The 24,582-nt window shown below is 58.0% G+C and carries 21 protein-coding genes and 3 pseudogenes; 10 read left to right on the top strand and 14 right to left on the bottom strand.

The features are described from left to right. Positions 1-2 precede the first annotated feature (2 nt). Positions 3-968, bottom strand: a complete 966-nt coding sequence (locus GIB19_RS03835; RefSeq protein ID WP_274883652.1) for a LysR family transcriptional regulator — start codon at positions 966-968, stop codon at positions 3-5. A gap of 34 nt (positions 969-1,002) precedes the next feature. Next, entirely contained in the window at positions 1,003-1,950 is a 948-nt protein-coding gene (locus GIB19_RS03830) for a LysR family transcriptional regulator (protein WP_099429552.1), read from the bottom strand. Between the two features lie 101 nt (positions 1,951-2,051). Between GIB19_RS03830 and GIB19_RS03825 the strand changes: the two genes are divergently transcribed. Then, positions 2,052-3,365 (top strand): L-fuconate dehydratase, encoded by a 1,314-nt coding sequence (locus tag GIB19_RS03825; RefSeq protein WP_099429553.1) that lies wholly within the window; start codon positions 2,052-2,054, stop codon positions 3,363-3,365. A gap of 67 nt (positions 3,366-3,432) precedes the next feature. Then, positions 3,433-4,734 carry an MFS transporter gene (locus GIB19_RS03820; RefSeq protein ID WP_099429554.1) on the top strand — a complete coding sequence of 434 codons (1,302 nt, stop codon included), beginning with the start codon at positions 3,433-3,435 and terminating at the stop codon, positions 4,732-4,734. Between the two features lie 7 nt (positions 4,735-4,741). Here GIB19_RS03820 and GIB19_RS03815 read toward each other — a convergent pair whose 3' ends face one another. From GIB19_RS03815 to GIB19_RS03805, 3 genes are all read right to left on the bottom strand, one after another. Next, positions 4,742-6,115, bottom strand: a complete 1,374-nt coding sequence (locus GIB19_RS03815; RefSeq protein ID WP_274883646.1) for a GntR family transcriptional regulator — start codon at positions 6,113-6,115, stop codon at positions 4,742-4,744. Continuing rightward, positions 6,115-7,497 carry a hypothetical protein gene (locus GIB19_RS03810; protein ID WP_274883644.1) on the bottom strand — a complete coding sequence of 461 codons (1,383 nt, stop codon included), beginning with the start codon at positions 7,495-7,497 and terminating at the stop codon, positions 6,115-6,117. The genes GIB19_RS03815 and GIB19_RS03810 overlap by 1 nt, the downstream gene beginning before the upstream one ends. A gap of 515 nt (positions 7,498-8,012) precedes the next feature. Next, a complete protein-coding gene (locus tag GIB19_RS03805) occupies positions 8,013-9,038 on the bottom strand; it encodes a zinc-dependent alcohol dehydrogenase family protein (protein WP_027594744.1) in 1,026 nt (341 codons plus the stop codon). A 204-nt stretch (positions 9,039-9,242) separates the two neighbouring features. On the opposite strand from GIB19_RS03805, the gene GIB19_RS03800 reads away from it, so the two are divergent. The 4 genes from GIB19_RS03800 (at position 9,243) to GIB19_RS03785 (ending at position 13,212) form a co-directional block, all read left to right on the top strand. Next, positions 9,243-10,157, top strand: a complete 915-nt coding sequence (locus GIB19_RS03800; RefSeq protein WP_027594743.1) for a LysR family transcriptional regulator — start codon at positions 9,243-9,245, stop codon at positions 10,155-10,157. Between the two features lie 151 nt (positions 10,158-10,308). After that, positions 10,309-11,580, top strand: coding sequence for a tyrosine-type recombinase/integrase (locus GIB19_RS03795; RefSeq protein WP_274883639.1), 1,272 nt, complete (start codon positions 10,309-10,311; stop codon positions 11,578-11,580). A gap of 386 nt (positions 11,581-11,966) precedes the next feature. After that, on the top strand, positions 11,967-12,674 hold the full coding sequence (locus GIB19_RS03790) for a tyrosine-type recombinase/integrase (RefSeq protein ID WP_274883637.1): 708 nt from the start codon (positions 11,967-11,969) through the stop codon (positions 12,672-12,674). Then, positions 12,601-13,212 (top strand): tyrosine-type recombinase/integrase, encoded by a 612-nt coding sequence (locus GIB19_RS03785; RefSeq protein WP_274883636.1) that lies wholly within the window; start codon positions 12,601-12,603, stop codon positions 13,210-13,212. Before GIB19_RS03790 ends, GIB19_RS03785 begins: the two co-directional genes overlap by 74 nt. A gap of 112 nt (positions 13,213-13,324) precedes the next feature. Here the strand turns inward: GIB19_RS03785 and GIB19_RS28360 are convergent. The 5 genes and pseudogenes from GIB19_RS28360 to GIB19_RS03755 form a co-directional block, all read right to left on the bottom strand. Beyond that, positions 13,325-13,689, bottom strand: a pseudogene (locus GIB19_RS28360) (IS66 family transposase); the annotation flags it as partial. 64 nt (positions 13,690-13,753) lie between these two features. Next, positions 13,754-14,173, bottom strand: a pseudogene (locus GIB19_RS03770) (IS66 family transposase). 84 nt (positions 14,174-14,257) lie between these two features. Beyond that, positions 14,258-14,401, bottom strand: coding sequence for an IS66 family transposase zinc-finger binding domain-containing protein (locus tag GIB19_RS03765; RefSeq protein ID WP_267285392.1), 144 nt, complete (start codon positions 14,399-14,401; stop codon positions 14,258-14,260). Then, on the bottom strand, positions 14,337-14,672 hold the full coding sequence (locus GIB19_RS03760; protein ID WP_267285393.1) for a transposase: 336 nt from the start codon (positions 14,670-14,672) through the stop codon (positions 14,337-14,339). Before GIB19_RS03760 ends, GIB19_RS03765 begins: the two co-directional genes overlap by 65 nt. A gap of 203 nt (positions 14,673-14,875) precedes the next feature. Further along, entirely contained in the window at positions 14,876-15,694 is an 819-nt protein-coding gene (locus GIB19_RS03755; protein WP_223811839.1) for a DMT family transporter, read from the bottom strand. 270 nt (positions 15,695-15,964) lie between these two features. Here GIB19_RS03755 and GIB19_RS03750 point away from each other — a divergent pair, with 270 nt between their 5' ends. The 4 genes and pseudogenes from GIB19_RS03750 to GIB19_RS03735 all read left to right on the top strand — a co-directional run. After that, positions 15,965-16,582 carry a TetR/AcrR family transcriptional regulator gene (locus GIB19_RS03750; protein ID WP_125859158.1) on the top strand — a complete coding sequence of 206 codons (618 nt, stop codon included), beginning with the start codon at positions 15,965-15,967 and terminating at the stop codon, positions 16,580-16,582. A 186-nt stretch (positions 16,583-16,768) separates the two neighbouring features. Then, on the top strand, positions 16,769-18,076 hold the full coding sequence (gene soxC, locus GIB19_RS03745; protein ID WP_223811840.1) for a sulfite dehydrogenase: 1,308 nt from the start codon (positions 16,769-16,771) through the stop codon (positions 18,074-18,076). Continuing rightward, positions 18,063-18,638 carry a c-type cytochrome gene (locus GIB19_RS03740; RefSeq protein ID WP_125859159.1) on the top strand — a complete coding sequence of 192 codons (576 nt, stop codon included), beginning with the start codon at positions 18,063-18,065 and terminating at the stop codon, positions 18,636-18,638. Before soxC ends, GIB19_RS03740 begins: the two co-directional genes overlap by 14 nt. A gap of 379 nt (positions 18,639-19,017) precedes the next feature. Then, positions 19,018-20,086: pseudogene (locus GIB19_RS03735) on the top strand (TonB-dependent receptor plug domain-containing protein); the annotation flags it as partial. A 449-nt stretch (positions 20,087-20,535) separates the two neighbouring features. On the opposite strand, the gene GIB19_RS03725 reads toward GIB19_RS03735, so the two are convergent. The 4 genes from GIB19_RS03725 to GIB19_RS03710 all read right to left on the bottom strand — a co-directional run bounded on the left by GIB19_RS03725 (position 20,536) and on the right by GIB19_RS03710 (position 24,277). Beyond that, on the bottom strand, positions 20,536-21,219 hold the full coding sequence (locus tag GIB19_RS03725; protein ID WP_274883628.1) for a TetR/AcrR family transcriptional regulator: 684 nt from the start codon (positions 21,217-21,219) through the stop codon (positions 20,536-20,538). Between the two features lie 58 nt (positions 21,220-21,277). Beyond that, complete coding sequence (locus tag GIB19_RS03720) at positions 21,278-21,832, bottom strand: OsmC family protein (protein WP_125859160.1); 555 nt, start codon at positions 21,830-21,832, stop codon at positions 21,278-21,280. Positions 21,833-22,061: 229 nt separating this feature from the next. Beyond that, the gene (locus GIB19_RS03715) at positions 22,062-22,394 is read right to left on the bottom strand and encodes a carboxymuconolactone decarboxylase family protein (protein ID WP_274883625.1); all 333 of its coding nucleotides are present in this window, start codon (positions 22,392-22,394) and stop codon (positions 22,062-22,064) included. Between the two features lie 413 nt (positions 22,395-22,807). Continuing rightward, complete coding sequence (locus GIB19_RS03710) at positions 22,808-24,277, bottom strand: amino acid permease (RefSeq protein WP_125859162.1); 1,470 nt, start codon at positions 24,275-24,277, stop codon at positions 22,808-22,810. Positions 24,278-24,582 lie beyond the last annotated feature (305 nt).

Here is a 24,582-nt window from a genome sequence, read left to right as displayed (position 1 = left end):
TATCAATCGCTTATTGTGCCCTGCGCGACACGTCGCTGCTGCGCGAAGTCGAGCAGAATCTCGACGAACGCGTGGGCCGACGGGGTCAGCGGCTCGTCCTTGCGGGTAACGATGCCGTACTCCAGCGCGGGCAGGTGCAAGGGGCTCTGCAGTTCCTTGAACTGGCCGCTGCTCAGCTGTGCGGCGACCATCGACCTGGGAAGCATCGCGATCATCGGGCCCGATTGCAGCAACTGCAGGAACATCGGCATCGAGATGGTCTCGACGCTGTCTGCCGGTGTGGCAATGCCGGCCACCCTGAAGGCCTGCTCCAAGCGATTGCGAATTGGCGTGCCCACGGGGTAAAGCACCCAGGGCCACTCACCCAGTGCCTCCACCGGGGTGCTGGCCAGTGCATTGAGCGGGTGGCGGTTGTTGACCACCAGGCTGAAGGGCTCGGGCTCCAGGGGCTGATAATCGAACAGCTGACTGAAGCGTTCTTCCGTGAAGCGGCCGATCATGATGTCGAGTTTGTTCTGCTCCAGCATGGCCAACAGGTGGTCACTGGAGTGCTCGACCACTTCGATCGAGAGCAACGGGCTGCGTGCCTTGATGGCGGCAATGGCTTGAGGAAGCACCACGGGGGTGGCCGCAAAAATGCCACCCACGCGGATGAACCCGTGCCCGCCCTTGCGCAGCCGGTTGACCTGGTCGACAAACTGCTGCGAGTCGCCCAACACCCCTTGGGCGTAGCGCACCACATATTCGCCAAGTTCGGTGGGCGGCATGCTGCGTGGCAGGCGCTCGAACAAGGCGAAGCCAAACTGCTCCTCCAGGTCACGCAGCATTTTGCTCAGCGCCGGCTGGCTGAGGTTCATCCGCGTAGCGGTGGCGTGCATGTTGCGGGTGCGTGCCAGGGTGTCGATCAGCACCAAGTGCTTGTAGCGGACCCAGTTGCAGAAGCTGGAGTGGGTAATGTCCGACGGCATCAGAGGGCAACCTCGAAAAGGTGTAAAGGCAGGGCTATTGCGTGCGCAGGTACTGCAGCAACCTGTCCAGGGCCACGGAGTTGGGGCGCGAGCGTAAGGTCAGCAAGCCCAGGTTGGCCATCGAGATCGGCAGCTCTACCGGCAGGATGGCGACCATGCCGTAGCGCGCATAATGCTCGGCCACATCGTTGGGCACCACCGCAATCATCTCGGAGGCCTCCAGCATCGCGGTGGTGGCCAGGATCGAGGCGGTCTCGACAATGTCCAGCGACTGCACCATGCCGCCCGCCTGCAAGGCACTTTCGACCCGGCGGCGCATGGGGCTGCCGATGGGGTGCAGGATCCAGGTCAGGGCCACCAGGTCGGCCAGCTGCAACGCCTTGGCGTCGGCCAAGGGGTGGCCGGCGCGGGCGATGACGCGCATCTGCTCACCGCCCTCGAACAGTTCGATGTTCAGGTCCTGGCTGTCGCTCTGGTCGGGCAGGCGCCCGACCACCATGTCGAAATCACCGCGCAGCAGCGCCGGCAACAAGGTGTCACTGGTGCCGACTTCGAGCGAGATACGCACCTTGGGGTGATCGCGTTTGTAGGCCAGCACCGCCTTGGTCAGCAAACCGGGCACCGGCCCCATCACACTGCCCACCCGCACCAGGCCCAAGGCACCGCGCGCCAGTTCGGCGATCTGTGCCTGGGCATGTTCGAACTCGTGCAGCGCGTTCTGCGCGTAGCGGATCATCACCTCGCCATACAGCGTTGGCTGCATGCCACGCGGCAGGCGCTCGAACAGGCGCACACCCAGACGTTCTTCCAGTTGCTGCAGCAGCAGGCTGGCCGCCGGTTGAGTGGTGTGCATCGCAGTGGCGGCACGGCGCAGGTTGCCGAACTCGCCCAGGGCGTTGAGCAAGGTGATCTGGCGGCTGGAGATCTTCAATGTGCCAAGGTTTTGCGGCAGCGCTGGGCTGTCTGCGGGCATTTGAGACATATCAATTCCGATATCCCTACTTAGGAATTGGCGATTATGCCTATATCGCTCGACAACCTACAGTCGAGTCTCCCACTGCCTGACCAGAACAAGAGTCCGCCATGAGCATACGCATTACCCACCTGAGCGTCCGTGACATCCGCTTCCCGACTTCGCTGTCGCTGGACGGCTCCGACGCCATGAACAGCGCCCCTGACTACTCGGCCGCCTACGTCGTGCTGCACACCGACGCCGACGCCCTCGAAGGCCATGGCCTGACCTTCACCATCGGCCGCGGCAACGAAATCTGCGCGGCGGCGGTGCAATCGCTGGCACCGATGATCGTCGGCCTGACCCTGGAAGAAATCACCGCCGACATGGGCGCGTTCTGGCACCGTTTCACGGTGGGTGACAGCCAGTTGCGCTGGCTTGGCCCCGAGAAAGGCGTGATCCACCTGGCCACCGCCGCCATCATCAACGCCGTGTGGGACCTGTGGGCCAAGCACGAAGGCAAACCGGTGTGGAAGTTGCTGGCCGACATGACCCCAGAGCAACTGGTGCGCTGCCTGGACTTCAGCTACGTCACCGACGTGCTGACCCCCGAGGAAGCCATCGCCCTGCTCCGCCGTCAGGTGCCAGGCAAGGCCCAGCGCGAAGCGCAAATGCTGCGCGAAGGCTACCCCGGCTACACCACCGCCCCCGGCTGGCTCGGCTACAGCGAAGAAAAAATGCGCCACTTGGCCCGCGAAGCGGTCGCCGACGGCTGGACCCACATCAAGCAGAAAATCGGCGCCGACCTGGAAGAAGACATTCGCCGCGCCAGCATCCTGCGGGACGAAATCGGCTGGGAACGCACCCTGATGATGGACGCCAACCAGGTCTGGAGCGTCGATGAATCGGTGGCCAACATGCGCCGCCTGGCCGCCTTCGAGCCCCTGTGGATCGAAGAACCCACCAGCCCCGACGACATCCTCGGCCACGCAGCCATCCGCCAGCGTATCGCGCCCATCGGCGTGGCCACCGGCGAGCACTGCCACAACCGGGTGATGTTCAAGCAAATGTTCCAGGCGGGCGCACTGGACTTCTGCCAGCTGGACGCGGCCCGGCTGGGTGGCCTGAACGAGGTGCTGATCGTGCTGTTGATGGCGGCCAAGTACGATGTGCCGGTCTGCCCGCATGGCGGCGGGGTCGGTCTGTGCGAATATGTGCAGAACATCGCCTTGTTCGACTACATCGCCGTTTCGGCATCGCTGCACAACCGGGTGCTGGAATACGTCGACCACCTGCACGAACACTTCCTCGACCCGGTGGTGATCCATCGCGGCCGCTACATGCCGCCACAGCGCCCGGGCTACAGCATTGAAATGCACGCTGACACCCTGGAGCGCTACCAGTACCCCAACGGCGCGGTGTGGCTCGACATCAACCGTTCCTGACCTACCGACCTGAGTGTGCCGCCGCAAGCGCGGCACACCACCAGCACTTATCACGGGGAAAAAAACAATGACAATCCTCACCGGCACGACAGCGGCCACCGCGCCTGCCGTCGCTACCGAACAGCGCCTGAACGGCCTGTTGCTGCGCAAATTGATGCCACTGCTCATCGTCGTCTACGTGATGAGCTTCCTCGACCGCACCAACATCGCCTTGGCCAAGGCCAGCATGGGCATCGACCTGGGCCTGTCGGCGGCGGCCTACGGCCTGGGTGCCGGCCTGTTTTTCCTCACCTATGCCCTGGCCGAAGTGCCGAGCAACCTGATCATGCACCGGGTGGGCGCACGCTTTTGGATCACCCGCATCATGATCACCTGGGGCCTGCTGTCAGCGGGCATGGCGTTCGTCCAGGGGGAAACCTCGTTCTACATCATGCGCCTGCTGCTCGGGGTGGCTGAGGCCGGCCTGTTCCCCGGCGTCATGCTGTACCTGACGTACTGGTTCGACCGCGAACAGCGTGCGCGCGCCACCGGCTACTTCCTGCTGGGTGTGTGCCTGGCCAACATCCTCAGTGGGCCGCTGGGCGGCGCGCTGCTGGAAATGGACGGCGTGCTGGGCTGGCACGGCTGGCAATGGCTGTTCGTGCTCGAGGGCCTGCCTGCGGTGGCGCTGGCCTATGTGGTGTGGAAGAAGCTGCCCGATGGCCCCGCGTCGGCACCTTGGCTGTCCGCTGCCGATGCCCAGGACATCGAGCGTCGCCTGAGTGCCGAACGGGCTGCAGCGCCGCAACAGAGCAAGCTGGGGCAAATGTTTCGCGACAAGCAGATCTGGTTGGCGATTGCGGTGTATTTTGTGCACCAGATCACCATCTACACCGTGATCTTCTTCTTGCCAGGCATCATCGGCACCTATGCCGCGCTGTCGCCCTTCCAGGTCGGCTTGCTGACCTCGGTACCCTGGATCGCCGCCGCCATCGGCGCCGCCACATTCCCACGCCTGGCGACCTCGCCCAGCCGTTGCCGTACCCTACTGTTCTTTGGTCTGCTGACCATGTCCGCCGGGTTGCTGCTTGCTTCGCTGTCCAACTCCTTCATTGGGCTGCTCGGCTTTTCGTTGACCGCCTTGATGCTGTTCGTGGTGCAGTCGATCATCTTCGTCTTCCCGTCCAGCCGCCTGAGCGGTAGCGCACTGGCGGCGGGCCTGGCGTTCGTCACCACCTGCGGCCTGTTTGGCGGGTTTGTCGGGCCGTCGGTGATGGGCCTGATCGAAGAGGCCACCGGCAGTACCCGCAACGGCTTGTGGATCATTGCTGCGATGCTGGTGGTGGCGGCACTGATCAGCACCCGTTTGCGTCAGGGGCAGGAGCAGTAGCTCGCCCTCATTTCAAGTGCTGCGAGCCGCCCTGCCCTATTGGCCGGCCGCAGCGCAGTTCCAGCGCTTGAGCCAGTTTTTCCAGGGCCTGCTGCAACGCATTTGGATCCTCGCCCACCCAGGTCAGTGCCAGGTATTGCTGATGACGCACCTCCGCGCTGTGCTGCCCGCCCGGGACCACGCGCAGGGCGCTGCCTGACAACGCCGCTACCACGTCATCCAGTCGCAGCGGCCAGCGGGAGCGCAACCACAGGGTCCAGCCGCCCTCAGGCATGTCGAAGGTCACGTGTTCGCCCAGCTCAAGCTTGAGCTGCCGGCTAAAGCACGCCATGCGCCGTTGCAGTTCTGCCCGCAGCCGCCCCAACTGGGTCTCGATTTCACCTTTGCCAAGCAGGTGAGCCAGTGCCTGCAACCGCAACGGCGCCAGCTGAAACGCACGCTGGGCGAACGCCTCGGCCAAGCCGGCATGACGCCCCATCACATAGGCGTAAGGCGCTTCGCCCCCCACTGCGGCCTCGAACGACCCCATCACCAACAGCCAGCGTGGGTCGACCCAGTCGCGCAGGCGCGCATTCGGTGGCCCGCTGTAACACAGTTCGCTGTCCAGGTCGTTTTCCAGCAACCACACCGGGTGGTCGCCAAGCAGTTGGCCAATCTGTTGCTGGTCGTGCTGCGACATCAGCCTGCCCTGGGGCAGGCTGAGGCACGATGGCATGATCAGCATGCCCACCGGCTCGGCACTGAGCAGCCGTGCCAGCGCCTGCACATCCGCCGTGCCGCTGTTACTCAACGGTACCTCCAGCACGCGCATGCCACAGCGCTGCAAGGCGCGCAGCACCGGCCAGCAGCACGGCGATTGCACCAGCACGGTGGCGCCGCGCAAGGCCAACGCTGCCAGCAGCACCTCCACCAATGCCTGCACGTCAGGGGCAAGGTGCACCTCCTCGGCACGCCAGTAATGGCTGGAGGAACGGGTATAGCGCTCGGCCAACGCATTGCGCAGCCGAGCACCGCCGACCTCTTCCACCGGGGCGGTGCCACGCGCACGCTGACGTGCCAGGCGCCGCTCATGGGTAAACAGCGACCGCTCTAGCATCGAGTGAGCGGGCACATGCCATGGCCCAGCCACCGCTTGCACCGGCGAGCCGCCAGCGTGGGCGCGCACGAAGTAACCCGACCGCGGCACGCAATGCACACGGCCCTCATCCTCCAGCAAGCTGTAGGCGCTCTGCACAGTGGCCAGCGATACGCGCAAGCGCCGCGAAAGCGTGCGTAACGACGGCAAGCGCCATGGCTCACGGCCTTGTGCCTCATCGATCAGCGCTTCAAGGTAGCGGTACACCTTCCGATAGGCGTAATCGCCGGTTACCGATCGGCCCATCAGGGCAAGCCCTCAAAGGCGGGCCTTCCTGCAGCGGGCGGGCGCGGCAGCCACTTCAGGTGCACATCGCGGCGAGCCAGGTTGGCCATCAAGCGCCTGGACGTCGGTTGCAGGCCCCCCTCATAGATCGCCCGCAACGGTACCAGCGCCAGGCCGCTGGTGTTCACCAGCCAGTCCTTCACCGCCTCGGGGCACGGCTTACCCTGCAAGGCCCGGTGCAGGTAGGGCAACGCCACCAACATGTCGGGATGACGGCACTTTAAAAAACGCTCAAGGCCTTTTCCCTGCCGGGCGAAAGGGCTGAACAACAGGCACACCAGTTGGGTCTGGCTGATGCCGTAGGGTTTGCCCAGGTGCGCGGAGGTTGGCTCGCGCTGCCCGCCGTCGCTGCTAGGGCTTGCCAAGCGTAGTGCCGGCCGATGGACCAGCGGCTCGAGGCTGCGCGCACGCAAATCGTGCAGTTGCGCCACGGCCCGCGAATCGACAAAGGCCGCCAAGGGCCAGGCGTCCTGAGCCGCATCGAAGCAGCAGCCCAGCATGTGATCGAACTGCTCGTCCTCAAGCAGGTGTGGCAGCAGGTCGTCGATGGCGATTACACGCAAGGGCGCCTCCTCGGTTGCCATGCTGCTTGAAGCGTCTGCGCGCTCCAGGGGTGAGCCGGCAACCCCATGTAACCTGCCCAGCCCGTTGGCCAATGCCGACAGGCACTGGTGCACGACGTGGGGGCCACGCTCCCCTGCAAGGCGCAGGCTCCGCCGCGCCCAGGCCAGGTAGCGGCGGCGCTGGCGTGCAGGTACGGCAGTAATCAGCACATCGGCCCGCGGCTGCGCCTGCAGCGCAAGGCCCACTGCGCCCGCCAGCTCCAGGTGCAGCCGGCTGCCCAGCAGGGCTTCGGGCCTGGCATCGACCCCGTGGCCGAACATCAGCATGGCATTGCGCGCCAGTGCCCAGCGCTCCGGCGTAGCCGACTGCCGACGGCTGAAAGGCACGACTTCACAGCCTTCGGTCATCTGCAGTTGCACCCGCGGGTCATCCTGCATGAACAAGGCATTGAAGCTGCGTTCATGGTTTTCCAGCACGGTACTGCCGGCAGCAGGCAGGTTGACCACCAGTACCCGCAACTGAAACGTCACAGGGGCGCGCAAGGCGATACTCAACTGGGCGGCACGCAAGGTGGCCAACAGGTGGGCACTGCGCCGGTCAGCCCCTTGCAACACCAGCAAACGGAACGTGCCAATGTATTCGGGCCCACCGGCAGCCACCAGCAATCGCTGAATCAGCAACTGCAAGGAGGCACGTTGCGCCTGGGACATATGGCTCAACAAGCGCTCGAGCACTTGCTGGTAGATATAGTGCATCGCCTGATCGTGTATAGCGCCCACGTAATCACCTCATCAACTTCATGTATCCATCACACCGGCAACTGCAAACAGTGCAATGCGTCCTTCCTGAAGAAATTTCCTACAAACTACGGGAAATAATGACGTGAACTGCTCTGTCGCCAAGCCATCGAAAAAAATGCGCCGCACCGATGACCGGCTGCTGCCATACGCTGCCCTAACTCGGGCATAGCCATGCTCATTCCACGCTCCTTGCGCAAACTATCACTGGGCCATTATCGAGCGTTGGATATCGAATAGAAGATACAGATCAGCGTAAAAAAACCATTCAGCAAGCACGGGAATACACAATGGTCCGGGGACCACAAGTATTCAACTTGAATTTCCTTCCAAGATATTACGACAATAAAAAGCAAAGGCTTAAAATATGTAGTCTCCGTACTTTTTAATTGTAGGATGCGTCTGATTTTTTATGGATATAGCATTTGGGCATTGCACCCACCAACGCACAAAAAACCCGGGACGTTGCCCGGGTTCTTGTGGTCTTCAACGCCCCTTCAGGAAGGCTGTGCCATATCCAGTACCACCCGCCCGCCACACGGGCATTCATCCATGTACCGATGCGCCTCGACCACCTGATCGAAGGGATACACCTTGATGATCTGCGGGGTCAGCAACTGATCGGCGGTGAACTGGTTGATATCCCGCAGCGCCCGCTGCAGCGCGACCTGGTCCTGGCTGATGCCCAGCTCCGGCTTGCCGGTAAAGTTGCCGATACAGTGCACATAGAACTGGATGTTCTTCTGAAACGCCGCACAGGCCGGAAACGGCGTCTGGTTACCGCCTTGCAGGCCGTACAGCACCAGGCTGCCACGGGGCGCGAGCACATCGCCGAGAAGCGACATCTGCGGCCCACCCATGCCATCGAGGACCATGTCCACGCCACGCCCGTCGGTGTATTTGCCAACCTGCAGCAGCAGGTCCTGCTCCTCGGTCACAATCACCTTGTCCGCCCCCAGGCCCAACAGGTAGTCGCGCTGTTCCGGCTCCTTGGTGGCCGCAAACACCTTCAACCCCAACGCCTTGCCCAGTTGCACGAACGCAGGCCCGGCGCAGTGGCTGGCATCGGTCACCAACGCGGTTTGCCCTGCCTTGGCGCGGGCCAGGTCGACATACGCGAAGTAGGCAATCAGCAGCGGCGTGTAATGCACGCTGGCCTCGATCGGCGTGAGGATAGCCGGGTAGCGGGTGATGGCTGTACGCGGCAGCACGATCACGTCGCCATAAACCGGGTGATCATTGGCGCTGGTGGCCGGGAAGCTGGCGACCCGGTCACCGACCGCAATATCCTCGACCCCTTCACCGACAGCTGTCACCACACCCGCCATCTCATGGCCGATCCCCGCCGGCAGGCGGGCTTGGGACGGTGCCAGGTTCTGACGCCAGAGCACGTCATACCAGCTGACGCCGATCGCCTCGACGCGGACCTGCACCTCGTCGGCGGCAGGCGACGGTTCGGCCTGCTCTTCGCAACGGAGCACATCGGCTGCACCGAACTTGTGGAAACGGATCATGCGGGACATCGCATACCTCGCCTTGTGAACCTCTATTACCACGGACTTTATCCGGGCTTTGGCCGTTAGACCATCAGTGGTCATTAATAGTCGACATGCTTGTCATCGATTGGGCACCTGACATTCATCTGAATTGGCCCCCGGAAATCGGTGCAGGGTAACAGCCTTTGGCCTTAAGATTCACCCCTGCCCCACTTTAGGCGAAGCGCACCGATGAATCGAAACGACCTGCGTCGTGTAGACCTCAACCTGCTGATCGTGTTCGAAACGCTGATGCACGAGCGTAGCGTGACCCGTGCTGCCGAGAAACTGTTCCTCGGCCAGCCGGCCATCAGCGCGGCCCTGTCGCGCCTGCGCAACCTGTTCGACGACCCCCTGTTCGTGCGCACCGGCCGCAGCATGGAGCCCTCGGCGCGGGCGCATGAAATCTTCGCCCTGCTCTCCCCGGCGCTGGACTCGATCTCTACCGCCGTCAGCCGCGCGGCCGAGTTCGACCCCGCTACCAGTAATGCTGTGTTCCGCATCGGCCTGTCGGACGACGCCGAATTCGCCTTGCTGCCGCAACTGCTCAAACGCATCCGTGCCGAAGCACCGGGTATCGTGCTGGTGGTACGTCGGGTCAACTACCTGCTGATGCCAACGCTACTCGCCTCAGGGGAAATCTCGGTGGGCGTCAGCTACACCAGCGACCTGCCAGCCAATGCCAAGCGCAAGGTGCTGCGCCGCAGCAAGCCGAAACTGCTGCGCGCCGATAGCGTGCCCGGCAGCATCACCCTGGACGACTTCTGCGCCCGGCCGCACGCCCTGGTGTCGTTTGCCGGTGACCTGTCCGGTTTCATCGACGAAGCCCTGGACGAGATAGGCCGCAAGCGCCATGTGGTGCTCGCGGTACCGCAGTTCAATGGGCTGGGGAGTTTGCTGGCCGGTACCGACATTGTTGCCACGGTGCCGGATTACACGGCGGATGCGTTGACGGCTGCCGGGGGGTTGCGGGCTGAGGACCTGCCGATCGAGGTGCGCAGTTTCGAGCTGCACATGGCGTGGCGGGGGGCGCAGGATAATGATCCTGCGGAGCGGTGGTTGCGGTCGCGGATACAGATGTTCTTCGGAGACCCCGATAGCTTGTGACTGACTTCCATCGAGATCCGAAAATGCCAATAAAATCAGGCTCGTAATCTGATTTTACGTCCAAGGCCGTCCGTCGCATTCCGCTCATTTCCAACACGCCTGCGGGTATATTTTGGGGTACTTTTTCCGTTTCGAAAAAAAGTACCCGCACATGACGACGACCCTTCCCACGCCTGCATTGCGGCGTAAACTCAGCGATGCCTTCTTGCGTGCCATTGCTGAACCCGGCAAGTACGCCGACGGCGAGGTACCCGGTCTTTACCTGCATGTTCAGGCCTCGCAGAAGTCGAACAAGCCTGCCGCTAAATACTGGCGGATGAGGTATCGCCTGCACGGCAAGGAGAACGTGTACGCGATCGGCCGTTATCCCGACATTGGCTTGAAAGACGCGCGCGACTTGGCTCGAGCCGCGCGCCAGAACGTAGCTCATCACGTCGCCCCGCTGAAGGCCAAACGCAAGAAAATCGCCGATCAGCTACTTAATGAGGAACGCACATTCAGTTACGTCGCCGAACAGTGGCTGGCCTTCAAGTCGCACGACCTCGTAAGCAAATCCCTCGCGGGCTTTCGCGGCGCTTTGAATAATCACATACTCCACACGATCGGCACCATTCCCGTCAGCGAGATCAAACTGGACCACATCATCGAGATCATCGCTACCCTTCGCCGAGCACGCACACTGGCCATGGCCAAGCGCGTGCGTACCATCATCCGTGCCGTGCTCGGTTTCGCTGAGGGTCGTGGCTGGGTGGAGCGTAACGTGGCCCTGAGCAACACCGAAGAGCTCAAGGTTCGCCATGTGGTGACCAGTAATCCAGCGATCGAACGACCAGCCGATTTGGGTCACCTTCTGCTTCGTCTGGATGAGCTCAGCCCGAGCAGCGTGAGCACTGCGATGCGCTTGCTGGTCATGCTGCCGGTTCGCCCCGGCGAGCTGGTGAAAATGCGTTGGGAAGACATCGATCTGGTCAGCGCCGACTGGCGCTATGTAGTAGGGAAAACACGCCATCTGGACAAGAGCAAACACATCGTGCCGCTGCCGGAGCAAGCCCTTGTGCTGTTGCGTGAACTACATGAACGGCGGGTGGTGGATGAAGCGGGCAATGGCTGGGTCTTTGTATCGCCGGTCTACCCAGGCTATCCAGTTGACGCCACATCCCTGGCCAAGGCCTACCAGCGGATCTGGCCGGAATACCGCATCACTGCGCACGGTTTCCGCGCCACCTACCGTACTATCGCTCACGAGCATTTGGGCATCGATCCGATTGTGCTGGAGTTGTCGCTTTCACACCGTATGCCAGGCGCTCTGGGCGCAGTGTATGCGCGCGCGCAGTTGCTGCCGCAGCGACGAGAAGCAGCGCAGCATTGGGCGGACTACCTCGATCGGCTACGAAAAAATTCCAAATATACAGCAGCAGAGTAGTTGTCGGGAAAGTACAAATTCTACGTGCACTTCCTTCTTGCCATGATCACAACAACTGCCTTATCAGGAAGAGCCAATTCAATTTCGTGAGTATGGCGGAGCATTCGGGATTCGAACTCACGCGACGCAGCCAACCCGATGAAAATAAAGCCATAATAATCAATAAGTTAGAAAAATGAGTTAGAATGCAGCGTAGTCATTCGAAGTGTGTTTCCACTCCCGACCACCGGCATCCAAAACCCGACGTCTGGCCGCTCTAAAACAACCTATTTGGGGTAGTTTGAACCTTGCCACAGTCTTCTAGCTTCCGCCCAGCTCCGTCTGTTTCCAAGCTGCGAGTGGGGGACCAATTGGGGGACCAGATTCAATGGCTGGAGATTACCACCATGCCCAAACTCACCGCGAAATTGATAGAAAACCTGAAGGGCTATGGCAAATACGATGACGGCGATGGCCTGCGCCTTGTCATTCGTAAGTCTGGAAAAGCTTGGGTGCTGCGCTACCAGCTGGCAGGCAAGCGCAAGGAAATCGGCTTGGGCCCCTACCCTCACTATGGGTTGAAGGAAGCGCGATCCCGCGCCGACACTCACAGAGCATTGATTCGCGAGGGTATCGACCCTTTGACACATAAGGCTGATGGACTCCAGCAGGCTGAAGCTGCGCGGATTGCTCGGGAGAAGAACCTTGAAAACACCTTCCGCGCTTGTGCCGTGGACTACATCGAAGCCCATAGAGCTGGCTGGAAAAACGCAAAACACGCGCAACAATGGGTCAACACACTCACTACTTATGCGTTCCCCTTAATCGGAGAAAAGCCAGTCGACGAAGTTGAAACAGACGATATCCTGAAGATTCTGAATCCAATATGGACCGCTAAGCCTGAGACAGCCGCCAGGGTCAGAAACCGGCTGGAGCTCGTTCTCGATGCCGCCAAAGCACGCCGGCTACGCACGGGTGAAAACGCCGCTCGCTGGCGAGGTCACCTGGACAAGCTTCTGCCTAGAAGAAGGCTGGCAGATCGTGGTAATCATCCCGCTCTACCTTGGGAGCAAGTACCAGCCTTCATGGCGGACCTTGCATTCCACGGACCTTAGTTCAACTGCAGTGAAGTTAACCGTGCTGTGTGCTCTACGCACAAGCGAAGTGATAGGTGGGTATTGGGAAGAAATTGATCTGGACGAAGAGATTTGGACTATTCCGGCTGCCCGAATGAAAGCGGGGTACCAGAATAGGGTACCGTTATCTAAAGCCGCCCTTCATACGCTCAGGTGTCTGAAGGCAGAACGCAAAAGCAGATTGATTTTCCCGGGTCGGAGCATTGATCGACCGCTTTCGAACATGGCAATGCTACAAAAAATACGCGGCATGGATGAGAAATCTTTAGCCAACAATGGATCCGGCTGGCGCAATGAAGCTGGTGAAATCATCACCATGCATGGTTTTCGATCAAGCTTCCGAGACCGGGCCGCCGAGACAACTAACTTCGCCAACATCGTCCCTGAGATGGCCCTAGCGCATAAAATCAGTAATGCGACAGAAGCAGCGTACAGAAGAGGCGACCTGTTGGAAAAAAGAAAACAGCTTATGGAGGAATGGGCTCGCTATGCACTGTCAGGTTGCAAAACAACCTGACAGTGGCAAGGTGCTGCAAACGCCGTCCGTATGTTAAGCCCATTGAAACTACCTTGAAGGCTGAACCTGATCGGTACCAAGGTAAGCGGCCAGCGAACACACCTTGCACAGATCAGGCAGGCGTCCACTGATGCGGCATCAGTCGCTCGATCTCGCTGGCCCGCTGCGTCGGCAGCCGCGTCAGTACATCCTTGAGATAAGCATACGGATCATGCCCGTTGATACGCTCTGACTGGATCAGGCTCATGATCGCGGCCGCCCGCTTGCCGCTGCGCAGCGATCCCGCAAACAACCAGTTGAGCGCCCAAGCGCTTACGGCCGGATCAAGTTCTCGATCAGGTTGTTGTCAATGGGCACAGCACGATCTGCCAGGTAGCGCGTCAGCGCTACCCAGCGTTTGAGGCTGTAATCCAGAGCCTTCGATGTGGTCGAGCCCTCGGGCACCAGTTCACGCAGGGCCAGCATCCACTCATGCAGTTTTTCAGCGATGGGCAGCTTTTATTGGCTGCATGCAAGTCAAAGAACTCGCGGCGTGCGTGGGCTATGCAGCCGATCTCGGTGATGCCCAGTTCGAAGCTGGCTTGTAGCCGGCAAAGTCATCACAGACCAGCTTGCCGTTCCAGGCGCCCAAGAAGTTACGCGCACGTTCGCCAGCACGGCTGGGGCTGAAGTCCTAGATCACGGCCTTAAGGCAGAGAACGGCGTAGCGCTGTAGGCCCAGGCATAAGCGCGACGGGTTTTCTTCTCGCCGGGGTGCCAGCATTTGTACCGGCGTTTCATCGGCGTGCACCACGCGCTGGGCCAGCAACACTTCGAGCAGCACATCGACCAGCGGCTGAAGCTGCACGCCGGTTTGACCCACCCACTGCGCCAGTGTCGAGCGCGGGATGGCCAGGCCGGCACGGCCGAAGATCTTTTCCTGTCGATAGAGCGGCAAGTGGTCGGCAAACTTGGCCACCATCACGTGGGTCAGCAGGCCGGCAGTGGGGATGCCTTGTTCGATTACTTGCGGCGGCACCGGGGCCTGGATCAGCGTTTCGCACCGTCAGCAGGCCCATCTCCCGCGAACGTGCTGCTCGACAGTGAACATGCCCGGTGTGTAGTCCAGCTTTTCGCTGACGTCTTCAACAATGCGCTGAAGCTGGTAGCTGCAAGCACACTGAGTGTCGTCCGGTTCGTGATGGATCACGGTGCGCGGGAACTGGCGCCAGCGACGCACGCTTGGGTTGCTGGCGTGGTTCTGTCTTTGCGGGTGGTGGATGGAGGGCTTTTAACTCCGCCTCGAGGGCCTCAAGGTCGGTATTGAGCAGGTCGTCGAGCAAGCTGCCTTGCGCCGGGCTGATCTGCTCACTGCGCTTGGCGAACTTGTGTCGTTTGAGGATGGCGATCTCGTGAGCGAGCTGCTCGATGATCGTTTCATCACGATGGATCTTTCTGCTTTGGGTGTCGACCTTAGACATCAACTGCGCAGCCAGTGTGCGCAGTTGTTCGGGGTCATTTGGTCGAGATCGGACAAGTAAGTCATGGGGTGGGTTTTACCAAAGCAGCTGACTGCTTCAGCTAAAAGGCAGCATTTAAAGCAATGTAATTGCGCCGCCTGCTCCTTCTTCGTCAACATCAGTAATTCATATGAAACGGACACCTCACACCCAAGAGGCCTGAATTACGCGCCTCGCTTGCTGCCCAACACCAACGCAACGCCCCCCAGCACACCCACGGATGCCAATACCATCCTTAAACTCAGGCTTTCATCAAGCAAAACGATGCCTGCCAGCGAAGCTAGAATCGGCACGCTCAACTGCACCGTTGCCGCTTGAAACGCTGCAAGATCACGCACGACGACGTACCAAACCGCGTAACCGACGCCTGACGCCAGCGCCCCGGAAAGAACGGCGTAAAGCATCCCCAGCAAATCCCAGCGCAGCCCTGGCAGAAATGGCAAGCTAGCAATCAGAACCAAGGGAATGGAGCGGATGAAGTTGCCGGCAGTAGTCGCCAGAGGGTCGACGCCCCCTTTGCCAAACAGTGAGTAAATTCCCCACGCAAGTCCCGATAGCAACATCGTGAGCGCACTAAGGGCATCGGGGGATGCCGCGCCTGGAAGCAACAAGCTGACCAAGCCAGTAAGCGCTAACACAAATCCAACGACTGTCAGCGTGGACATCCGCTCGCCTTTGAACAAGCCGTACAGAACCATGCTCAGTTGAACTGCGCCAAACAGCAGCAACGCGCCCATCCCAGTTTCCAAATGAACGTACGCGAAGGAAAAAGCGAAGACGTAAACGAACAAGGCTGCGGCGCCCTTCCAGCTGCCTTTAACCCTGGTTGAGGACAGTCTCAAGGCACACATCAGCCATAACACCAAGGCGCCGCTGGTCAGCCGGACAACGCTGAAACTCGCAGCATCGATGTCGGTGTGCTTGAGCGCCAGGCGGCACAGTAGCGAGTTCGCGGCAAAGGCGACCATGGCGAAACAGGTCATCGCTATCAATCTTGCCGAGGCTGATGAGTTGGACGCCCGAGTTAAGGGTTTGCTCATTGTCATGGTCAATCCGAATGCCTGGGTAGGCTCTTAGAATTCTCGACGCCACCGCGCCCTTAGAAACACGTTCGATTTAAGTGGGCTTATAGTCGCTCCTGTACCGATCGGTCAATACAGCCCCTTACCAGCAACGGGGTTTAGCATGACCCGTTTGTATCCTTCAACGCGCACGCTGGGTATGATTGACGCTCAACTGGTTGGAACTGACCCATGGGAAAAAAGAACGCCATCGTCGCTGCCGAACCTGCTGAAACAAGCACCAAGGAGCGGATCCTGAAAATCGCTGCGCAGTTGTTTTCGACGCGCGGGTTTCATGCGACTGGAATGGCTGAATTGGAAAAAGCAACTGGCCTAGCTCGGGGCGCGCTGTATTACCATATCGGCAGCAAGGAAGAATTGCTGTTCGAAATCACCAGCAGGTACTTGCGGGTGCTCATCGCGGAAGGTACACCTTTGTGCGGGAGCGATTTGTCTTCGGAAGATAAATTTCGCCAGTTTTCGGCCATCGTAATGCGCACGATTGTCACCCATCTGGCCGAAATGACGGTGTGTTTCCGGGAAGTGTATTCGGTCATTGGCGAGCGCAAGACCGAGCTGCTTGATCTGCACCGCCGGTATGAAAAGCTCTGGTCGCACATCCTCAAGGCTGGCGTGAGCGAGGGGACCTTCCGTACATCTGACTCGTTGGCCGTGAAGGCTATCCTAGGTATCCACCACTACAGCTACTTGTGGATCAAGCCCGGAGGCCCGCGTTCCCCGGAATCCATCGCGACATTCTTCTGCGACACCCTCCTGCCCGGACTTAAGGTTGAGCCACGCCTGGCTTGACTGTCATTAGCGGCGCTTCAAATGCGCCGCCTCCATCGACCTCCTCCTCATTCACGTCCCATCACCGATGGTCGTCCTTGCGACTGGACCACGCGCGTTTTTCCTTCTAGTCTAGCCACAGACCGACCGATCAGTCTACAAGCTTGCCGTTGGGTCCGTCCCGACAAAGAACCCCAGGGAACAACAATGACAAAGAAATCCATGGTCCCCACCAAGCAAGACACGTCTGAGACATCTTTGGCTCGCAGGGACTTCCTGATAAAAAGTGGAACCGTTATCGGCGCTGCCGCCTTTGCTCTGAGTGATAGCGCTCTGGCCAATGCAGAGACGACCAACATCGCCCCGCTTGACCCGAACCTGCCCCTTGAAGTCCCGCAATGGTCCCGCAGTCTTGGCACTCCCACGGCAAGCCCTTACGGCAAACCTTCAACGTTCGAAACCAAAGCAGTTAGGAATCTATATCCCGGCCTGAAAGAGACCATGTCCGCCTACAGCACCTCTCCACTTCAGGAACTGGACGGCATCATTACCCCGAATGGTCTGTTCTATGAGCGCCATCATGCGGGCGTCCCGCAAATCGATCCGGCTGAACACCGGTTGGTAATTCACGGCTTCACCGAAAACGCCTTGATCTTTACCGTGGACGAGATACGCCAGTTCCCCGCCGTGTCAAGAGTGCACTTCATGGAGTGTTCGGGCAATCCATCGTTTCTACCTCCGTGGGGCAAAACCGCCGCCGAAGTCAGTGGCCTGGTCAGTTGTGCTGAGTGGACTGGCGTTACCTTGAAGACCCTGCTGGATGAAGCCGGGCTCAAACCGCAAGCCAAGTGGATCATTGCCGAAGGGGCGGACGGCGCGGCAATGACACGCAGTATTCCCATCGAAAAATGCCTGGACGATGTGATGGTTGTCTACAGCCAGAACGGCGAGCGTCTAAGGCCGGAACAGGGCTACCCGTTGCGTCTGTTTGTCCCCGGCTACGAGGGCAACACCCACATCAAATGGCTGCGCCGACTTCATGTCACCGATGCGCCCGCCTACAGCCGGGAAGAAACCGCCAAATACACCGACTTGATGGCCGACGGTAAAGCTCGGAAATTTTCCTTTGTCATGGAATGCAAATCACTGGTGACCTACCCTTCCGGCACCCAGAAACTGACGCGCAAGGGTCTGCATGAGATGCGTGGCATAGCCTGGAGCGGCCACGGCAAAATCACCCGTGTCGATGTTTCCGTTGATGGCGGCAATACCTGGACGCAAGCCAAGTTACAGGAGCCCATTCTGACCAAGGCGCTGACCGCCTTCAGGGCGCCTTTCGAATGGAACGGTCAAGAGTTGATGATCATGAGCCGCGCCATCGATGAGACCGGATATGTTCAGCCGATGCTGGAACAGTTGATTGATGAACGTGGCAAGGTCTCTTTCTACCACAACAATTCGGTGCAACCGTGGCGTATTTCCAGCAATGGGGAGGTGACCAATGGACGGGCTTAAAGGTGGTTCGTTATTCATCGGTCTGCTTTGCGCCTGTGCGCTGAATCATGCCTCGGCACAATCCCAATACGGTTTGGGCACCAAGGCTACCGAAGCGCAGATAGCCAGTTGGAACATCGATGTGGCACCCGACGGCAAAGCCTTGCCTCAAGGGCGCGCGACGGTAGCGGATGGGGAAAAGGTCTACATGAACAGTTGCGTCAGCTGTCATGGCGTGAAGCTCGAGGGCGGCGTCGGACCTGCGTTGGCGGGAGGCGAAGGAACCCTGACTACTGACAAACCGCTCAAGACAGTCGGCAGCTATTGGCCTTACGCAACGACGCTTTTCGACTACATCCGAAGAGCCATGCCCTTCCAGGCGCCACAGTCATTGTCCAACGAACAAGTCTATGCAGTGACCGGCTACATCCTGCACATGAACAAGCTGCTGGACGCCAACGCGACCGTGGATGCGTCGATCTTAACAAAGATAAAGATGCCAAATCGAGACGGTTTTTATACCGACGACAGACCGGACAGCAACGCGGTTGTCTGCGTGTCGAACTGTTTAAAAGTTCACTGACGGATCAAAAAATGTAAAATCCGCTCTTCGAAAGACCGTCCTTCTCAACGAGCTTTGCTGATGAGGCTGGACGGCGCGGCATTCGAAATGCCAGCAGGATGTGCTCTCCCCTGCCATTGTCCGTCGAGGCTGATTGCATCATCGCAAGCCTGTTCCCTGCCATCCTGCTGCCAGCGTTTTTCGAGCTACTCGCCCTGCTTGCCGGTGAGCCAGCCAAGCCGTTGCCCGCACAACCGACGCCCTGGTCACCCAGACAGCGCTGACCCATGATCAACCCTCGTGCTTCCCCCGCCCTACTTCCTTCGCCTTGACATCATCACCATCTACCGCTGGATGACGCGCGACCGGTGTGTGCTCATATTAAGCTAGGAAGCTTTTCATGTTTCGCTTGACTACTTTGGCGTTGCTCGCGAGCTTACCCCCCGTTACGTCAATGCCTCGACCAACCAGCCGAAACCGGCCACCAGCCTGGACCTGGATACCCCCATCGAAAGCGGCTTGCATCTGGACCTCAGCGCCCGGGAAAATCCCGCCTCTGTAAGCTTGGCTGATCGCAAGCCTATGGAACGTATCGGAGCACGCAAATTTCAAGACGCTGTGAACGCTCTGCCTGGGATTAACGCTCCTGCGCCATCCGGCTGGGGCAGCTATGTGTCGTACTGTGGCTTCAACGATGCCCAGATCAGCCAGCTGTTCAACGGCATCAATCTGCAATACGGCGGCGCAGCACGTCCGGTCGGTGCCTGGAGTTATGATCGGGTGGAATTGCTCGGCGGCCCCTCCTCCTTCCTCAACGGCAGCGGTGGCCTAGGTGGCAGCCTGAACGTCATCACCAAACTTGCCCAAACGCGACGAAGATACCTTCGTGGGCCGGATGAGCTACGGTCACTACGACATCTGGGAAACCACGGTCGGCTTCAATAAAGCGCTCAACAGCGGAGCGGGTCCACGCCACTATGCGCGCCTCGACTACAGCCGTACCAGCGGCAACGGCTACATCGATCGCCAGGACAACGGTGCGGGCAACTTGGCCTACTCGCTGCTCAGCGACATCAACGACCGACTCTCCCATACGCTGGCGATCGAATACCTGGAAGAGAAGAAAGACAGTCCCTACTGGGGCACGCCGGTACTAGAACCAATGGCCGGCAGGTTGCACATCGACAAGCGCAACCGCTTCAACAACTACTACGTCAACAACAGTCGCTACGAGCAGGGTACCCGCTGGATAGGCTCGATCACTACCAGCTGGACGACAACACCCAGTTGCGCAATACCTTCTACCATTACGACGGATAGCGCGATTAGATTACCCCAACCTTGAGGTTTACCGTTCCAACAGGGATAACAGCGCCATCGCCCGCTCCGGCGGTTACCGCCAGCGGCACAATCAGGAAGACGACCAGACATTACTGGGTTCGATTAAGCATGAGTGGCAGGAGAGCGGCGGCGTTTATGGCTATCGCATAATCCATGCCGACCCGCATGATGTCGGTGAAGATGGTGGTCGGCATTGTGTGGAGAGGCTGGTGTGTCATGGGGTGGGGGTGCAGCGCTATCAGGCAGGTATCGGAGTCGCCTCGGAAAGTACGACAGTAAGCCGGCGGTCGCCTTATCCAATTGGCTGGAGCGCCAGTTCGATGTTGTAGAAGGCAGATCAAGAGGAAAACCTATAATATGCGGGAAGATACTCGTGGTGACGTGCTCCATTACATTAAAATATTCTACAATGCAAAATGCCGGTAAGATTTCAACAATTAGCTGCAGCCAATAGCGTTTGAAAAGCATTACGCGACGAGCTTGCAAGGTACTTAGTGGATCCTGAGCGATTCATCAGCCTGTTGACTGATGTGACCTCTGAACAAGCTCCTCAGTGACTAATTTACCATCATTACGGCTAAGGGACCAAAACGGAGACTCCGCTTAATTCAGAGCTTGTGGATAGATGAGCTAGTCCACTATTTGAAATGATCGATAATAAGACGAGATCGAAGCCTTTCAGTAGATACTCAGATGAACCAAGTGTCCAATCAATAAAGCTTGCTCCCTCCAGGGTGCTGAGCAATAAATGAGCATACAGCTTTAGGTCGCTTTGCGGCTTTTGGCCGCAGACTTCAAACAACTGTCGGAGCTTTTCTTCAATCCACGCGAGCTGTTTGTGGAAAAAGCTCGTGATTAGAAGTTGAAGGGATTCAGGTAAAATAGGAAATTCGGCCGCTAAAGCACCACACAATGGCAGGAGCCCGCGGCTAATGCTGGCTTGGAAAATTGTGGCAAACGTTTTGAGTTGCTCGGCAGGGCTCATCCCGGCGCCTTCGATCTGCTCCAAATCCACTATGAATCTCGCCATGTAGCGCTCGATAATTTCCTCGCCGAGTTTTTCCTTCACCGAAAAGTGATAATGGATACTCGCCTTTTTTATGCCGATCTCCATGGCGAGGTCGGCGTAACTAAAACCTGTGTAGCCCCTTGTGCGAATCAGATGCTCCGCATAGCTAAGCAGGTTCTCCCGCGTGTTGAGTGGCATAGAGCGCCCCAAACCAGTGCTTGTCCGAATTGAGATGCCTGCATGCTCACGCATTCAAAGCAGTTGCCGCCTGACGGCGGCAACGATCCTATCATGCGTAGGTGCAGACTAATTACGAATTACGTACCTCCAAAGTCGGAATCATCCGAATTGCCTTCGAGAAATTGGCCAAGTTTACCGAGGTCTTAGTTACTACTTTGTGCAGTTCTTCGACGCGCTCTTTCGGGGCGTCGGTATCGATACGAACAGTGTAGCTTACCTCGTCGTAACCTGGGTTGACGCTCTCGTTCAAGCCGAGGAAGCCCCTGAGATCCAGCTTGCCGTCCGCTTCGATTTCAAGGCTGTTGACCTTGATACCCATGGCTGCAGCGTTGGCCACATAGCCGACAGACAGGCATGCGTTCAGAGCAGCCATCAGAAGTTCTTGTGGGTTCGGAGCACTGTTAGCGCCCAGCAGTTGCTCAGGCTCATCGGCAGCGATTTCGAAGTGACGCTGGTAATTTTCGCCACCTAGAGAGTAGTGGTTGACGGTAGCGACAGTGCGAGTCTGGTGCTCCCACTTGGTCTTCACATTAAAACGAGCTTCGCCTACCGCTGGCGATTCGGTGACACTTTGTGCGAACTGCTGCAGGGCTGCTACATCAATGCCATTCAGGTTGTTACTCATCTGCTTTTCCTCTCAAGTGCACTTAAGCGCCGGACGGCTTAAGATGAATTACAATAAATCTATCAACCAGTTGGTACAATTACAAGCTCTTGATCGACACATATTTTGCACAGGCTTGTAGCGTGCTTCGCGTATTGCGCCTACCTATCAAATTGTGCAGTCATTCACACTTGAGCAACAAACTGACTGTCTCAATATGTATTGGTATCTAACAGATAGGCTTACCTGTTTACTCTTTATCGAAGGCATCCAGAACGTGGGTACTGTAGACGAGTGCTGCACCTGCGTTCATGTTGACCGCTACACCAAGGGCTTCAGACACCTCTTCAACGGTTACGCCGAGCTTTTTGGCTTCGGCGACGTGGAATGCGATGCAGCCATCGCAGCGCGTAGTTACGGCGACTGCCAGGGAAATTAACTCGCGAGTCTTAGCATCCAGATGGTTAGTCTTGGCGCCTGCGCCACCCAGAGCCATGACACCTTTGATGGTGTCCGGAGAAAGCGCGCCCAATTGCATGAGTCGAGCGTTGATATCTTGACGGGCTTGTTTCCAATCTTGCATGTGATCCTCGCAGTTTCGCTATGGCACAGAAAGTAAGTTATCACCCAAGGAGCCGGGTTTAAATAATGTTACCATCTAGTAGGTAGGCTGACAAGAGCTGTCGTTCGCCACCCGTAGGTGGCTCTCCAATCACGTCAGCACAGGCCACCCGACCTGTGCTGAAATAGCCTTCCGTTCAGCGACCGCAGCAAGCTTTGCCATGAGCCCGATGAGCTTCTCCGTTTTCGAATATTCCGGTAAGCGCATACGAAGCCCGGGGCGATTCAGGCCAAGGGTGGCGATAGATCAACAGCCGTGAGCTTGCCTAGCTAAATCCCTAGCTCGCCAGCCAGAGCACGTATGAAGCAGCCGGCTTGAGGAAAAAGCATCTGCGGAAAAGCCGCGCTAGGCGCGGCTTCGTGTGACGGGGCAAATCACTTAAGAACCGTCACTTCCGGGACAACCCGGCCTTCTGGCTTTTTATTTTTTACATGTGCTGTACGCGACCAGCCCCACATCAACGCAATCGCAATAACTGGAATCATCAGCAGCGTATACGTCCCATTGGGATAATCGAACCCGATCATGACCAACACTACAAGTAAGAAGCCCAAGGTCAACCAAGAGGTATATGGAGCGCCTGGCATCTTAAACTCAACCGCTTCTACCTCTCCTCTCTTGACAGCTCGTCTGAAGTAGATTTGCGAGAGAACAATGAATCCCCAAGTTGACAGAACCCCAAGGGCGGCTACGTTCAACATCAACTCAAAGATCTGAGAAGGGATCAGGTAGTTCAGAAGTACGCCAATAGCATTGATTGCCACTGTCAAGATAATGCCCTTGAACGGAACGCCCTGCGAATTCATGGCAGCCAACGACTTAGGTGCAGAGCCACCCATCGCAAGCGAGCGAAGCACCCGGCCAGTGGCGTACAAGCCTGAATTGAGACTCGACAATGCTGCCGTCAATACCACGATGTTCATTACCGTACCGATACCTGGTACGCCAAGAGCGCCAAAGAACGTCACGAACGGACTAACATTGGCTTCGTACATCGTCCACGGTAAAACCGTAACCAACAAGACCACAGAGCCAACATAGAAAAGCCCAATCCGCCAAATTACGCCATTGATAGCCTTGGGAAGAACTTTTTTCGGATTTTCAGTCTCGCCTGCCGCCGTACCTACCAACTCAATACTGGCATAAGCGAACACCACCCCCTGCATGATAATGATTGCTGGGAGCACACCATTAGGGAAGATACCGCCATTGTTGAAAATTAGATCCAACCCTGGCTGATGCCCTGCAATCTCATGGCCTGTTGCGAAGAAGAAGGTCCCTACTGCCAGGAAGGTACCGATAGCAGCTACCTTGATTACTGCGAACCAAAATTCCATTTCCCCGAACCACTTAACGCCGACCATATTAAGCAGCGTGACGAGCCCTAATGCACTCAGTGCAAAAAACCATTGAGGCACGTCACTGAACATATTCCAGTATTTCATATAAATTGCAATGGCCGTAATATCTACTACACCCGTCGTTGCCCATACAAGAAAATACATCCAGCCGGCAACGTAGGCGACTTTTTCGCCCATGAACTCACGAGTATAGGATACGAAACTACCGGAACTTGGCCGATGCATGATCAGCTCTCCCAGTGCGCGTAGTATCAGGAACGCAAATAAACCACATACTAAATACGCCACTGCTAACCCTGGCCCGGCTGTGTGCAACCTGCTGCCAGCTCCCAGAAAAAGGCCGGTCCCGATAGCGCCTCCAAGTGCGATCATCTGAACATGGCGATTTTTTAGATTTTTTGCATAGCCATGCTCATGGGATTCAAGCCACGACTTTTTATCAACGTCGGAATCTGGCTTAACTTTTATTTTTGTGTTTGTCATAGTCCACCTAATCACTCATAGGGTGTCAGTGCCGCTCCGCCACGAAACACTGATTCATCAACAACGCTACTGCGGTGCTCCTCGACCAGACTTGGCTTATGCCAATGCTTTCCATGGAAGCGACGAAGCCAAATGGTTTGTTAGAGACGATAAAACGCTACCACCTAGTAGGTAGACATTCAACAAAAATCATAATATTGGTATAAATATCTGATTTATAAGGATTTTTACATCCTCTACCACTAGGTAGCGGTTTGCGTATATGATGCCTAAGGGTTTAGGATGCACAGCACCCGACGCCTTAA

Source organism: Pseudomonas sp. ITEM 17296 (assembly GCF_028895205.1).
GTDB classification, from domain to species: Bacteria; Pseudomonadota; Gammaproteobacteria; order Pseudomonadales; family Pseudomonadaceae; genus Aquipseudomonas; species Aquipseudomonas kermanshahensis.
This window is presented reverse-complemented; position numbering and strand designations above follow the sequence as displayed.